Source organism: Gammaproteobacteria bacterium, assembly GCA_013817245.1.
In the GTDB taxonomy this organism is placed as follows: domain Bacteria; phylum Pseudomonadota; class Gammaproteobacteria; order HTCC5015; family HTCC5015; genus JACDDA01.
On the sequence record JACDDA010000007.1, the window covers coordinates 21,885 to 35,547 of the forward strand.

The following is a 13,663-nucleotide window of genomic DNA, read 5'->3' on the forward strand; positions in this document are numbered from 1 at the left end:
CGCATTATCATGGGTTTATGTTCCTTTGAATCGTCCATGTGTAATTAATCTGGAATGGTTGCGAAAAAGGAACATTCTGCGTGCTACCTTAAAGGCGTCAGCTTGAATCCTTGATTTATGTTCGCGCGTAGGATGGGTTGAGCAACGTGACACCCATCATCGTGCACTCCTGTCATTCAATTCATGTAATTCATAAACCGACTTCATAGCTAAAACCCTTTACGCACATAATTATCAAACAAAGAATAGTTCACCCTTCCATTCTTTCAGCATGCCCAGTGCATCTTGCACCATATTAAATGCAGCATTTTTATTGTTGGGTAGCGCGTTGCTTAACCCATCCTATCTCGCTTATGTGCGATGACAAACAGAAAATACAAGTGAATCATATAATATGATCAATAGATTAAAGCTAAAAACTATTTTATAGGATTACACTAATGGCCAGCGATTTTCATACTTTGCCTAAACTTCCTTATTCGGTAACCGCTTTAGAACCCTATATTGATGCAGAAACGATTATGGTTCACCATAAAAAGCATCATGCTAAGTACGTTAAAGAACTTAACGAAGCATTAACGCATCTCCCAGAATTTCAAGATAAATCCCTTGAATGGTTATTAAACCATTTGAATGCTATTCCAGATAGCAGTCGTACTGCAATTCGAAATAATGCGGGCGGCCATTACAACCATAGTCTTTATTGGCAAATGATGTCTCCCAATAACGGCGGCTCACCCACCGGAGAATTAGCAAAATCAATTAAAGAGACTTTTGGTAGTATTAGTAAATTCAAATCGGAATTTGAAGATAAAGGAAATAAAATTTTCGGGTCAGGATGGGTTTGGCTTATTAAACCTTCGCATAATTCTGCCGCATTAGAAATAATAACAACGTCTGGGCACGACACTCCATTAATGGAAAGACACATACCTCTCCTATTAAATGATGTCTGGGAACACGCTTATTACTTGCAGTATAAAAATAGCCGTGCAGATTACCTTAAAAAATGGTGGTCTATTACTAATTGGTCAGAAGTTGAAAAACGTTATGACAATACTTAAAAAACTTATGAAGTTACACCACTCTTTTAATGTTTTCATCAAGTAATCGAGGATCAGACTCTCAATTAAAAAATGAAACCGACTGAGTCTATGACGTTGTCATTTCATTAATTAGCCGTGCAAGACATCTGCTCTCATCATTGAGCAGATAGTTATACTGGTTTGTTATGACTTATGATAATAAGCATGCGGCGCATTGCGCTAGCTTATTGCGCCCTACCGCGTTCCTGCTTAGCTCAGCAGATATTCATCACACTTAAAAACCGCTCTAACCCAAACTCGCCGGCGGTGCGACTTTCATCACTTCGGCAATCGTCGTTAAACCCGCAGCTACTTTTTGCGCACCACTTAAACGTAACGGCACTAAACCTTCTTTCAGTGCTTGTTTGCGAAACTCAACTAAATCCATATCTTGGGTGATGCGACTTCTTAAGCTATCACTCATCAAGAAAATCTCATAAATACCCGAACGACCACGATAGCCAGTTTGCCTGCACTCGAGACAACCTACCGCAGCGCACATTTGTTTCGGCGCATTTACTTTCCACGGCGCAACTAATTCAGACCAGCCTTGTTCTTCAACAGCGATCGGTGCTTTGCAATTAGTACACAAGACTCTTATTAAGCGTTGCGCCATCACGCCTAATAAACTCGCGTTGATCAAATACGGCGGTACACCAATTTCGATTAAACGCGCAATTGCAGAGGTTGCGTCGTTAGTATGTAACGTGGATAAGACCAAATGCCCAGTGAGTGACGCTTGAATCGCCATTTGCGCAGTTTCTTTATCACGTATTTCACCGATCATGATAATGTCGGGATCTTGCCGTAATAACGTTCTTATGCCCGCCGCAAAATCTAAACCAATATTATGCTGCACTTGCATTTGATTAAATTTGCCTTCGATATTTTCGATAGGGTCTTCAACTGTACAAACATTTACATCGGGCGTGGATAATTGTTTTAACGAGGAATATAGCGTGGTGGTTTTACCCGAACCGGTGGGACCGGTAACTAAGATAATGCCATGTGGCTTACTAATCATGTGCGACCACTTTTCGCTATCTTGCTTAGTAAAACCTAATTCTTCAAATGTTTTGCCGACGGTTTCTGGATCAAAAATCCGCATAACCATTTTTTCGCCGAACGCGGTCGGCATGGTGGATAAACGTAACTCTACTTCGAAACCCGATTTATCACGGGTTTTCACGCGACCATCTTGCGGTCTGCGTTTTTCTGCAACGTCCATACGACCTAAAATTTTAATACGACTTGTGACCGCAATTAACACCGATGGTGGCATGTCATAAACGGGATGCAAAACACCATCGATCCGAAAACGTACATGACCTAAATCGCGACGCGGTTCTAAATGAATATCACTGGCGCGCTGTTCAAAAGCGTATTGCAGCAACCAATCAACAATATTAACAATGTGTTGGTTGTTCGCGTCAAGCGTACCTGCTTTACCTAATTCGATTAACTGTTCAAAATTTTGCACCAAACTCGGCGCATCGGTATGCCGATCTTTAGCGCCTTTCATGTTTTTTGCGAGATTATAAAACTCTACTTGATAGCGCCGAATATCATCAGGTTTAGCGATGACAAAACTAATATTTTTATTCGTCATGCGGGAAATTTCTTGCGTCCACACCATCGAATAAGGCTCAATCGTGGCCACAGTGATTTCGTTCATCGTGACTTTAACCGGCAACACTAAAAAACGCTGCGCATAGGCATAGGACATAACTTCGGTAATAGAAGCCACATCAATTTTTAAAGGATCAATTTGAAAATACGGCAAGCCGGTTTTTTTAGCTAACCACTGACTGAGGAATTCTAAATTTAATTTTTGATTAACTTCTTTGGGATTAGTCAGATTTTTTTCGGCCAAGAACTCAATCGCGTTTTTACGCTCTGCATCTTCAGGGCGAAAAATGTTGCGCATTAAATCTGCTTTATCTTTAGCAATGAGGCCGTCTTGCTCCAGCTCGCGCAGTAATTCCAATACGTCTAACTTACGATCCTTAGTAAGCCCTTTGGCTGGAATACTACTCATGCTTTAATTCCCATGTTATTAATTTGTTAATGCGTATCGTAACGCACCATAAAGTCAGCGAATATTTCTAGTGCGGCCGCTTGTATCTCGATGTCATGCACTTGTGCTAATTCAGGGCCTTGCCATAACCATTGTTCTAACGCAGCCAATTGCTGCGCATCACCACAGGCCAATAATTCTACACTACCCTCTGCAAGATTCCGTACCCAGCCAGTTACACCTAATAGAACAGCCTGTTCGCGTGTGCTAGCGCGATAGAATACACCTTGCACACGACCCGTCACTTTAAAGCGTTTGCAATGAATACTATTCATAGTCTTTTCCGCACGAATTAACACCGATCGTACAATAAAAAAGGGGCCTTAGTAGGCCCCTTTTAAACTTTCAAAATAATGTAGAACTTATTTTGCTAAGTAAGAGCTATCAGAAGCTTCTGCAGGACCTACGCTCCACGCGCCACGGGTCTTAGCATGCATAACTGCTGCATCTACTTCTGCCGCGCTCGGCGCAGAATTGATGTTCAGTTTTTGACCTTTCTCAATAAGATCAGCGTCTTTGATGCTGTCTTTGTTCGCTTTATAAATCAACGGCCATTGATAAGGATTGCCATAAGTTGAGCTCTTACCAGAAATTGCCCACAAGCTATCACCCTTTTTCACTGTATAAGCATTGCTAGCGCCGCTATTGCCATTGCTGGCACCCGTTGCAGTACCGGCTGCTTTGTCTTGCTCTGCGGTCTTCAATTGCGCAATTGCATTACGCGCTTGAGCTTCCGCTTTATTAGCCAAATCTTTTGCTGTTACATAATCAGCTTTTTCGAATGCTGCTTTCGCTTCATCCAAGATTTTTTGACTGTCGCGCCATTCAGCACCTAATGCAGACGCTTCTTCGATAGCTGACTGTGCAGAAGCAATCGCTTGTTCAGCGGCTTGTTTAGCAGCCAATTCGTCTTTGCTAGGACCAGTAGAGCAACCTACGGCCAAGCCTACAACCAATACCAAAATACCTAAATTTTTGAAAATGTTAGTTAACTTCATAAAGCACGGCCTCCATTCAACCTATTTGTGTAATATCTCGAACCAATAAAACGCTGGGCACAAAACTACCTATCTATATAGTGAGTGTCAAGCCAGACTCGGTTTTAATTTGCCGTAAAGTCATGAAGACGCAACAATGCCGGCAAAATAAGTTAAAGCGGTCATAAAGCATTCATTTTCACTTAAATTAGCTAATACAGGTTCATGATGGGAAATATTTTAATTCTATTTGATAGCCGTCACGGCTCCACGCGCAATCTGGCGTATGCGTTGGCGCGCGGCGTTGAACAAAGCGGCTTAACCGCACAGATTCGTTGTGTCCCGCCGGTCAGTAATAACATGACTCAGCATGCTGATAGCTCACAGCCTCTTGATGGTCCGCCTTACGCAACCATCGAAGAATTGCGGCAATGCAGCGGTTTGATTCTCGGTAGCCCGACCCGTTTTGGAAATATGTCGGCTAATTTGCAATATTTTCTCGAGCAAACATCAGCAGACTGGTTGCGCGGTAGCTTGGCAGGTAAACCCGCAGCAGTATTTACGTCTTCTAGCAGTTTGCACGGCGGCCAAGAATCAACTCTGCTGAGCATGATGTTGCCTTTATTACATCATGGTATGGTGCTGGTCGGTTTGCCTTATACCGAAGCACTACTAAGTAGCACACGTAGCGGCGGCAGTCCTTACGGTGCAAGTCATGTTGCTTTTGAGCACAACACGCAACTCACCGATGAAGAACAACGCCTAGCGCGTGCCTTAGGTGAACGCGTCGCGCGGATTGCACAACAATTAACATCAACGATAAAGTAAATAATATGCTCAAAACTATTAGTCGAATTAGCGCGTTAGCTGCATTAGGCATTTTATTAATACTGATGTTGATTCAATCCATTGGCAATGATCATCCGGTGCAACGTATGGTTATGTTGCTGTGTCTCGCGTTACCGTTGACCTTACCGTTGCGAGGTTTATTGCATGCACGCGCATATACGTTTGCGTGGTGTAGTTTTTTGAGTTTGTATTATTTTACCGTCGGCGTGATGTGGGCATTTCCGAATACACCCGCACGCATGATTGGCATCATGACAGTATTGAGCAGCGTAATATTATTTATCAGCTGTTTAGTATTTATCAAAGCTAATAAAACGCTTACGCCTGTTGTGCCAGAATCTGTTTCACAAACGGAATAGTTAAAGCCCGTTGTTCCGCTAACGAAGCACGATCTAAGGTTTGCAAAATATCGCAGAGAATGGCGAGATTACGCGGATAACGACTCAACATATAATCCGCTACATCTTCTTTTAATACTAAACCGCGCAAGGCTGCACGTTTAATTAACACTTCGGCTTTTTGTTGATCCGACAAACTGCGTAATTGATACACCGGCCCCCAACTTAAACGTGATTGCAAATCAGCTAATTGCCACGCATAACTCACTGGTTTGCGACTCGCTAAGATCAATCGCGCTTGCCGACTACGCAACTCATTAATCAAATTAAATAAAGCGCGTTCCCAGTCTGCTTGCCCTGCTAGCAAATGCAATTCATCTAAACACACGAGATCCAATGCATCTAAACCTTCTAACGCGTTTGCACCATACGACATTGCGACATCGAGCGGAATATAAACACTGCGCAAACCCGCGCTGTTCGCAACATGACATGCCGCTTGTAGTAAATGGGTTTTGCCAACACCACTTTCACCCCAGACATAGGCTTGCAATTCACTATGACCCAGCGCCATCGCATTTAATAACGCAACTAAATCGGCATTATCAGCCGCGATAAATGCAGCCAAGGTTGCCGTTTCGGGCAAATGAATATTCAGCGCTAATTGCATGTTTAACGACGCAGCGTGTAATGCAGTTCTGGCACAGCATTCGAATTGTTTGTCGCTCTAGTCGATGACTCTCTGCTTGCGGGTTGCAACAAGTTTGAAGCATCTAGCGCACGTTGCAATTTTATAATATCGCTGCGTTGTTGAATTTGATAATCAATACGATCACCTTGCAAATTAATAGGTGTCACTTGTTCAATAAAGGTTTGTTTTTTTAAATACTGCAAAACGTTAGCATAATCTCGCGCCGACGTTGCACCATCGACTCGCAATAACACTTTGTTTAATGCACTACTCGCACCTTGTTGCCCGAGTGATTGTTGCGCGACGATATTCACCATGTCGTCTACCGCTTTTGCAACAGCGGACTCGGCGTTATCTGCACGGCCGCGCCACGTTTGCGCGTCACCACCAAAATGCAAACTCCAACGCGCATCCGCCGTGCTGCCGTTATCATTCACATAACCAACCAAAGCGGCCGGCGTACCGTAACGAGCTGAAGCAACTCGAATATTATTGACGACATCATTCATTACATCGGTGGTTTTTAAAGCTTGTCGATCTTGCGCATCTAACAAAGGCAATACCACATCGATGCCGCGTCGATAAGCCGCCGTCATTAAGGCGCTGTGTAATGCTGCGCTCCACTCGTCTTCATCCGCAATAAACTCACGCTGTCCCGCACGTTCAACCACTATCCACACCAATACTTTCGGACGTTCGCCGCGCCAATACGGTAAACCGGCTGCTTCCACCGCTTGCAATACCGCACGCTCATTAAAACTTACTTCAATAATTTGCTGCTTGTCTGATGCCGCCGTATCAACACTTATATATCGATAGCTGCGCACCCATTGGTTAGCGTTAGCGCGTAAATCTTTGGCTTGCTGGGTTTGCAATACATTCGGATTGCCGCCCAACTTCACCAACACTTGATCAAACGCTTGAGTAAATGCGGCGGAACGCGCATTCAAACTGGTATCGGCCACCGGCACGCGGCCACTGGTCAAATCCACCGCATGACTGCTAACAGAGGCACCGAGCAACAAACCACCTATAAATAGGTATGCCGCCAGCTTGTATTGCACACGCCGAGCTAATAACGAGGTATATCGCACTATCATGATCCGAAGCCTTATGGGTTGGGCCGCTATCTTAATGGCTGCCCTCAATAAAAACATCTGCGAAATCATCCATTAACCGAAACCTCGGTTTCACAACGGTGTTGCCTCAGCGGCGCTCGGTGTACAATGCCGCCCCCAATCCCATAGCCACACGAGCGATTTTTCATGGGCGATTCGTCGAATTCAAATACTTCTCTGAGCTACGCAACTGCGGGCGTTAACATTGATGCGGGCAATGCCTTAATCGAACGGATTAAACCCTTAGTAAAACGCACCCAACGGCCTGAAGTCCTCGGCGGGCTGGGTGGTTTTGGCGCCTTGTTTGAATTACCGCTGCATCGTTATCGTCAACCCGTATTAGTGTCCGGCACCGACGGCGTGGGCACTAAATTAAAACTCGCGCAACAAATGGGTAAACACGACACGATTGGTATCGACTTAGTCGCCATGTGTGTCAACGATATTTTGGTGCAAGGCGCCGAACCTTTATTTTTCTTAGATTATTTCGCCACAGGCAAACTGAATGTCGATACCGCAACTGCGGTGATCAGCGGAATTGCTGAGGGCTGTTTGCAATCTGGCGCGGCATTAGTCGGTGGTGAAACCGCCGAAATGCCCGGTATGTATGCCGATGAAGAATATGATCTCGCGGGTTTTTGCGTGGGCATTGTCGAAAAAGAACAGCTGCTCGATGGTCAAGCCTGTGTTGCGGGCGACGTTATTCTCGGCGTGCATTCATCGGGGTTGCATTCGAATGGTTATTCTTTAGCACGCAAAGTGATTGAACACAGCCACGCGACGCTCGACAGCGCGTTTGGTGATCGCACATTAGGTGAAGCGTTGTTAGCACCGACGCGTATTTATGTAAAACCGGTGCTCGCATTGCTAAGCAAATATCCTTTGCACGCGATTGCGCATATTACCGGCGGTGGTTTACCAGAAAATTTACCCCGTGTTTTACCCAAAGGTCTGCAAGCGCGGATTGATTGTCACGCATGGCAACGCGCGGAAATTTTTAACTGGTTACAAAGCGCTGGCAATATTGAAGCATTTGAAATGCACCGCACTTTTAACTGCGGTATTGGTTTAATTATTATTACTGCCGCCGAACACGTTGATGCGATCATGCGTGACTTAAAAACGGCAGGCGAGCAAGTCGATATTATTGGACGACTTGAAACCAATAGCGCAGCTAGCAACGCAGCGCCGCATGTGATTCTCGATAATTTAAGTAATTAAAAATTTAATTATTTATGACAGCGTCAACCCGCACGGTGATTCTGGTTTCGGGCAATGGATCAAATTTGCAAGCGATCATCGATGCCTGCCAACAACAACGCTGTCATGCAACCGTCGTCGGCGTAATTAGCAATAATGCTAATGCCTATGCATTACAACGTGCACAAGCTGCGCAAATTCCTACCGCGTATGTTGATCATCGAACGTATGCAACGCGCGAAGAGTTTGATCAAACACTGCAACTGACTATCGATACCTATGCATCGGATCTCATCGTGCTGGCTGGTTTCATGCGCATCTTAACACCGACGTTTGTACGGCATTACGCGGGACGTTTACTCAATATTCATCCCTCACTGTTACCCAAATATCGCGGTTTGCATACTCATCAACGCGCACTGGATGCCGGTGATAGCGAACATGGTAGTACCGTGCATTTTGTCACTGAAGAATTAGACGGCGGCCCCTTAATCGCACAAGCACGTATTCAGATCTGCGCCGACGACACTGCCGCAACCTTGGCAACTAAAACTCAAACCAGGGAACATCAACTTTATCCTCGGGTCATAGACTGGTATGCCCAAGGTCGTTTACACCTGGTTAATCAACACGTGGTATTCGATCAACAACGCTTGTCACAGCCACTGAATTTAGATACTGTGAACCCATGAAAAAAATATGTTTCGGTCTTATGGTTTTATTTAACCTCAATGCAGTCATTGCGGGCGGTGAAGCCCAATCGACTGAAGCAAACCCTGCTGCTAATGCACCGGCCGTAGTAGCTCCAACGGCGTTGCCTCCTACCGTATTAACTCCCACCGACAGCAACAAGCCCGCGACAAAAGTAACACTTACTCCGTATGTAGCAGAATATAAAATAGAAAAACTTGGCGTTGCGGTTGGTCACGCAGTCATGACATTAAGCGATAAAGGCAACGGCATTTGGGAATACAGTTCGCGCGTTAAACCTTATGGCGTGGCTTCACTTTTCACTAAACAAGAAGTTGTTGAATCGAGCCAAGTGCGACTCATGCCGGACAATAGTATTAAACCGCTGATTTACGAACATAAACACAAAGGCGGCGACAAAGCCAAAAATGTGCAATACGTTTATGACTGGAATCAAAAAACTGTCACAACCGTTGTAAATGGCGCCCCCAAACAGTTTCCTTTAGACAAGCCATTATATGACCCACAATCTGCCCAATTATTTTTAAGCATCGCATTACAAACCGGCGCAAAATCGATTGAAGTGCCCGTGCTCGATGATGGCGAGATTAATAACTACACCTTAAGTTTCTCTGGCACGGAAACACTTAAAACCAAACTCGGCGAATATCAAACACAAAAATTAAGTCGCGTCCATGGCAAGCGGGTTACTCATACCTGGATTGCACCGCGCTTAAATTTTATTCCAGTGCGCATTGAACAAATCAAAAATCAAGACAGCTCTGTTTCGATGTCATTAGATTCGGTACGTTGGTCGCAATAAATTTCATTCGTAAGTTCGTTCGTTCATAAAAATGCCATATTCCATAGGTAAGCTATCGCCCATTAGGGATACCGACACCTATGTCATCTACAAATATTGCTGTCTCTGTTGCACCACTTGTCATTACGACAGTTGAAGGCTTAGCGGTCAACGTGCCGCCTATTTCCACTATCGTTAAAGTGGAAGAAGTCGCACTATTATTTCTTCGTCCCGAATACAAACTCGTTTTATCGATTCCAGTAGTGGAAGGTCGTTGTGCTGTCGGCATTATTAGTCGACATCGCTTCATGGAAATTTATTTGCGCCCGTATGGTCGTGATTTGTTCGGCAAAAAAACCGTTGCTCACATCATGTATAGCGAAGCACTGACGGTGCGACATGATGAGTCCATCGACTCCGCTGCGCGGCATATTACTGAGAATATCGAATATCCCGTTAAAGATGACTTCATCATCACTAAAGACGGTGAATATTTTGGCATGGCGGCGGTACCGAGCTTATTAACCGCGCTAGAAAATCAATATCGTTACAACAGTTTAAAACTGCAAAAAGCTTATAAACAATTAAAAGCTTCACAAAGCCAACTGATCCAATCCGAAAAAATGGCGTCTATCGGTCAAATGGTAGCGGGCGTTGCGCATGAAATTAATACGCCGTTAGGTTACGTTTCTAATAACGTCAACATGAGTCGCGGTATATTTTTACAAGTCATGCAATTAGTCAGCAAATTTGAAGACTTACTGCACATGATGGCGGATGAAAATGTCGACAGCACTACATTAGATCAGGCCATTCTAGAAATCATGCAAGAATGTGAACAACAACGCGAAGAAAAACTCTACGCGGAAATTAACAACTTAATTGACGACAGCCTGTATGGACTCAATCAAATCGGCGAAATCGTTACCGGCTTAAAAGATTTTAGCCGCATCGACAAAGCAGCCGTTGCCAACGTCTCCATTCATGAATGCATTGATAACGCTTTAATGATAGGGAAAAACGTTATAAAAAATAAAGCTAACATCCATAAAAAATATGCGGACGATATTCCGTTAATTACGTGCTCGCCATCTAAACTAAACCAAGTATTTTTAAACTTAATCACCAATGCAGCGCAAGCGATCGAAGCATTCGGCGATATTTACATTAGCACTAAAAATGACGGCTCGCATGTCATCATTAGTATTCGTGATTCAGGCAAAGGCATTCCTGACAGTTTATTAAATAAAATTTTCGATCCTTTCTTTACCACTAAAAAAATCGGCGAAGGCACGGGCTTAGGCTTGTCGATTGTTTATCAAATCATCAAACAACACCGCGGCCTCATTAGCGTGAAATCAAAAGTAGGACATGGCACTCTTTTTAATATCAAGCTGCCCATTAGACAATTACAAACAAACGAATCAATGTCTCCGGAAATTTTGTCTAATACACTGACCGCCGCGCCTTTAGAACTCAAAAAGGTGATGGATTTTTAAGTCCAACAAATAAAGGCACCTATTATGACGCAAACTACACTGCCTACACTTTTGCTGCTAGATGATGAAGAACGCATTCTTCGTTCATTACGCATGTTATTTCGCAATGAATATCAAATCTTAACCGCCACATCAGGACAAGAAGCACTGGCCTTATTAGAAAAACATAATGTGCAGGTTTTATTATCCGATCAACGCATGCCGAATATGACCGGCGTAGAAGTCTTACGCAAAGCCCGCGATATCTCACCTACAACAATGCGGATCTTATTAACGGGTTATTCTGATTTCGAAGCGGTCATGAACTCGGTTAACGAAGGCGAAGTGTTTCGATTTTTACGCAAGCCGTGGAGCATCGACACGTTAAAAAGCGCCGTTGCAGAAGCGGCTACCGCAGCTCAAGAAACCGCGCAATTGCTGCGCTCAACGCCGCAGACCACCGAACCCATCATTAGCAGCGATGGCAAAGTCAATATTTTAATATTAGATGAAGACAAAGAAACCTTACATGCCATCAATGATATGGCTTTACAACACATCAATATTTTTTGTGCTCGCACTTTACGCGAAGCTTTTGAAATTATTGCCAAACACGATATTGCCATTTTAATTTCCGAATTAGTCATTAATCAGCAAGACATCAGCGGCACGATTAAAGCCTTACGCAAACACAAACCGAGTTTGTTAGCGATTGTTGTCACGTCTTTTAGCGATGTTACCTCTTTAATTGATTTAATTAATCAAGGCCAAGTCTATCGATATTTACCTAAACCTGTGTCTAGCGGATTATTACAACGCGCCATCAGCACCTCGCTCATTCGTTTTGAGCAGCTCCGCGCGCGTCCGGAATTAAACAAACGTTATGCCGTAGATGCGCCTCAAGATGATGAACAACGCAGCTTCTCAGACAAAGTAAAAAATTACTTGGATAAAATTCGCAGTCGCAGCAATCATATGCGCGCTAATTGATAAAGCAGAAAAAAGAACGAGCGCACACATGCGCTCGCTCACAAAGGTAATAAATTATTTAATGTTGCGTTTGTTAGCCGCGATACGCATGCGCAAGGCATTTAACTTAATAAAGCCTTCTGCATCTTTTTGATTATAGGCACCGCCATCATCTTCAAACGTAGCAATATTGGCATCAAACAAACTGTCGCTTTCTGATTGGCGTCCGACCACAATGACATTGCCTTTGTAGAGTTTTAAACGCACTACGCCATTCACTGGCGTTTGTGTTTCATTAATTAAAGTTTGCAGCGCTGAACGTTCCGGGCTCCACCAATAGCCGTTATAAATCATACTGGCGTAACGCGGCATTAATTCGTCTTTTAAATGCGCGACTTCACGATCTAAGGTAATCGACTCAATCGCACGATGCGCTTTTAATAAAATCGTACCGCCCGGTGTTTCATAACAACCGCGTGACTTCATACCAACATAACGATTTTCCACTAAGTCCAAACGCCCAATGCCATTCGCGCCGCCGATTTTATTTAAGGTTTCTAAAATAGTCGCAGGGCTTAAGGCTTTACCGTCTAATGCTACGGCGTCACCTTTAGCAAAGGTAATTTCTAGATAGCTTGCTTTATCCGGCGCATTTTCTGGTGACACCGACCAACGCCACATGTCTTCTTCGGGTTCGCTCCACGGATTTTCTAGAATCTGACCTTCGTAAGAGATGTGCAATAAATTCGCATCGGTTGAATACGGTGAGCCACCGCCTTTTTTACGTTCAATCGAAATATTATTTTTTGCTGCGTACTCCAATAATTTTTCACGCGACGTTAAATCCCATTCACGCCACGGTGCAATTACTTTTACGCCGGGCTTTAACGCATATGCACCTAATTCAAAACGCACTTGATCATTGCCTTTACCGGTTGCGCCATGCGAAATCGCATCGGCACCTGTTTCATTAGCTATTTCAATCAAACGTTTAGCAATCAGGGGCCGCGCAATTGAAGTGCCAAGCAAATATTCACCTTCATAAATGGTGTTAGCACGAAACATTGGGAAGACAAAATCGCGGACAAATTCTTCACGCACGTCTTCGATATAAATTTCTTTAATGCCCAATGCTTCAGCTTTGGCACGCGCGGGTTCAACCTCTTCGCCTTGACCTAAGTCAGCGGTGAAGGTCACTACTTCGCATTGATAAACGTCTTGCAACCATTTCAAAATCACGGAAGTATCTAAACCACCGGAATACGCGAGTACTACTTTTTTAATAGCTTGTTTAGGTGTCGTCATGAGATCCACTTGGCTGACTGATGAGAATTGCAAGGCGGCGAATTGTACACGGTTGCTGCGCTCGCCGTGAATCGAGGATGGTGC

At 44.0% G+C, this 13,663-nt stretch carries 14 protein-coding genes; 8 read left to right on the plus strand and 6 right to left on the minus strand.

Annotated features, from left to right (window positions below; translation table 11 throughout):
- Positions 1-440: 440 nt before the first annotated feature.
- Positions 441-1,064: a superoxide dismutase gene (locus tag H0W44_09065; GenBank protein MBA3582585.1), complete on the plus strand. Its 624-nt coding sequence runs from the start codon at positions 441-443 to the stop codon at positions 1,062-1,064.
- 268 nt (positions 1,065-1,332) lie between these two features.
- Here H0W44_09065 and H0W44_09070 read toward each other — a convergent pair whose 3' ends face one another.
- From H0W44_09070 to H0W44_09080, 3 genes are all read right to left on the minus strand, one after another.
- A complete protein-coding gene (locus H0W44_09070) occupies positions 1,333-3,123 on the minus strand; it encodes a type II/IV secretion system protein (GenBank protein MBA3582586.1) in 1,791 nt (596 codons plus the stop codon).
- Between the two features lie 26 nt (positions 3,124-3,149).
- Complete coding sequence (locus tag H0W44_09075) at positions 3,150-3,437, minus strand: acylphosphatase (protein MBA3582587.1); 288 nt, start codon at positions 3,435-3,437, stop codon at positions 3,150-3,152.
- Positions 3,438-3,524: 87 nt separating this feature from the next.
- Positions 3,525-4,160 carry a LysM peptidoglycan-binding domain-containing protein gene (locus tag H0W44_09080; protein ID MBA3582588.1) on the minus strand — a complete coding sequence of 212 codons (636 nt, stop codon included), beginning with the start codon at positions 4,158-4,160 and terminating at the stop codon, positions 3,525-3,527.
- A gap of 207 nt (positions 4,161-4,367) precedes the next feature.
- Between H0W44_09080 and wrbA the strand changes: the two genes are divergently transcribed.
- Both wrbA and H0W44_09090 read left to right on the plus strand, forming a co-directional pair.
- Positions 4,368-4,967, plus strand: coding sequence for an NAD(P)H:quinone oxidoreductase (gene wrbA / locus H0W44_09085; GenBank protein MBA3582589.1), 600 nt, complete (start codon positions 4,368-4,370; stop codon positions 4,965-4,967).
- A 5-nt stretch (positions 4,968-4,972) separates the two neighbouring features.
- The gene (locus H0W44_09090) at positions 4,973-5,347 is read left to right on the plus strand and encodes a DUF2069 domain-containing protein (GenBank protein ID MBA3582590.1); all 375 of its coding nucleotides are present in this window, start codon (positions 4,973-4,975) and stop codon (positions 5,345-5,347) included.
- On the opposite strand, the gene hda is transcribed toward H0W44_09090, so the two are convergent.
- Positions 5,307-5,996, minus strand: coding sequence for a DnaA regulatory inactivator Hda (gene hda / locus H0W44_09095; GenBank protein MBA3582591.1), 690 nt, complete (start codon positions 5,994-5,996; stop codon positions 5,307-5,309). The genes H0W44_09090 and hda overlap by 41 nt on opposite strands.
- 2 nt (positions 5,997-5,998) lie before the next feature.
- Positions 5,999-7,117, minus strand: coding sequence for a DUF2066 domain-containing protein (locus H0W44_09100; protein ID MBA3582592.1), 1,119 nt, complete (start codon positions 7,115-7,117; stop codon positions 5,999-6,001).
- Between the two features lie 165 nt (positions 7,118-7,282).
- On the opposite strand from H0W44_09100, the gene purM reads away from it, so the two are divergent.
- The 5 genes from purM (at position 7,283) to H0W44_09125 (ending at position 12,295) form a co-directional block, all read left to right on the plus strand.
- Positions 7,283-8,356, plus strand: coding sequence for a phosphoribosylformylglycinamidine cyclo-ligase (gene purM / locus H0W44_09105; protein ID MBA3582593.1), 1,074 nt, complete (start codon positions 7,283-7,285; stop codon positions 8,354-8,356).
- Between the two features lie 14 nt (positions 8,357-8,370).
- Complete coding sequence (gene purN, locus H0W44_09110) at positions 8,371-9,027, plus strand: phosphoribosylglycinamide formyltransferase (protein MBA3582594.1); 657 nt, start codon at positions 8,371-8,373, stop codon at positions 9,025-9,027.
- Between the two features lie 20 nt (positions 9,028-9,047).
- On the plus strand, positions 9,048-9,848 hold the full coding sequence (locus tag H0W44_09115) for a DUF3108 domain-containing protein (GenBank protein MBA3582595.1): 801 nt from the start codon (positions 9,048-9,050) through the stop codon (positions 9,846-9,848).
- An 80-nt stretch (positions 9,849-9,928) separates the two neighbouring features.
- Positions 9,929-11,326 carry a GHKL domain-containing protein gene (locus tag H0W44_09120; GenBank protein ID MBA3582596.1) on the plus strand — a complete coding sequence of 466 codons (1,398 nt, stop codon included), beginning with the start codon at positions 9,929-9,931 and terminating at the stop codon, positions 11,324-11,326.
- A gap of 24 nt (positions 11,327-11,350) precedes the next feature.
- On the plus strand, positions 11,351-12,295 hold the full coding sequence (locus tag H0W44_09125) for a response regulator (GenBank protein MBA3582597.1): 945 nt from the start codon (positions 11,351-11,353) through the stop codon (positions 12,293-12,295).
- 54 nt (positions 12,296-12,349) lie between these two features.
- Here H0W44_09125 and H0W44_09130 read toward each other — a convergent pair whose 3' ends face one another.
- Entirely contained in the window at positions 12,350-13,579 is a 1,230-nt protein-coding gene (locus tag H0W44_09130) for an argininosuccinate synthase (GenBank protein ID MBA3582598.1), read from the minus strand.
- Positions 13,580-13,663: the final 84 nt, after the last annotated feature.

What these genes read in the sequence shown, in the direction of transcription:
- H0W44_09065 (MBA3582585.1), top strand. Translation starts at nt 441, where the DNA reads ATGGCCAGCGATTTTCATACTTTGCCTAAACTTCCTTATTCGGTAACC.
- H0W44_09070 (MBA3582586.1), bottom strand. Translation starts at nt 3,123, where the DNA reads ATGAGTAGTATTCCAGCCAAAGGGCTTACTAAGGATCGTAAGTTAGAC.
- H0W44_09075 (MBA3582587.1), bottom strand. Translation starts at nt 3,437, where the DNA reads ATGAATAGTATTCATTGCAAACGCTTTAAAGTGACGGGTCGTGTGCAA.
- H0W44_09080 (MBA3582588.1), bottom strand. Translation starts at nt 4,160, where the DNA reads ATGAAGTTAACTAACATTTTCAAAAATTTAGGTATTTTGGTATTGGTT.
- wrbA (MBA3582589.1), top strand. Translation starts at nt 4,368, where the DNA reads ATGGGAAATATTTTAATTCTATTTGATAGCCGTCACGGCTCCACGCGC.
- H0W44_09090 (MBA3582590.1), top strand. Translation starts at nt 4,973, where the DNA reads ATGCTCAAAACTATTAGTCGAATTAGCGCGTTAGCTGCATTAGGCATT.
- hda (MBA3582591.1), bottom strand. Translation starts at nt 5,996, where the DNA reads ATGCAATTAGCGCTGAATATTCATTTGCCCGAAACGGCAACCTTGGCT.
- H0W44_09100 (MBA3582592.1), bottom strand. Translation starts at nt 7,117, where the DNA reads ATGATAGTGCGATATACCTCGTTATTAGCTCGGCGTGTGCAATACAAG.
- purM (MBA3582593.1), top strand. Translation starts at nt 7,283, where the DNA reads ATGGGCGATTCGTCGAATTCAAATACTTCTCTGAGCTACGCAACTGCG.
- purN (MBA3582594.1), top strand. Translation starts at nt 8,371, where the DNA reads ATGACAGCGTCAACCCGCACGGTGATTCTGGTTTCGGGCAATGGATCA.
- H0W44_09115 (MBA3582595.1), top strand. Translation starts at nt 9,048, where the DNA reads ATGGTTTTATTTAACCTCAATGCAGTCATTGCGGGCGGTGAAGCCCAA.
- H0W44_09120 (MBA3582596.1), top strand. Translation starts at nt 9,929, where the DNA reads ATGTCATCTACAAATATTGCTGTCTCTGTTGCACCACTTGTCATTACG.
- H0W44_09125 (MBA3582597.1), top strand. Translation starts at nt 11,351, where the DNA reads ATGACGCAAACTACACTGCCTACACTTTTGCTGCTAGATGATGAAGAA.
- H0W44_09130 (MBA3582598.1), bottom strand. Translation starts at nt 13,579, where the DNA reads ATGACGACACCTAAACAAGCTATTAAAAAAGTAGTACTCGCGTATTCC.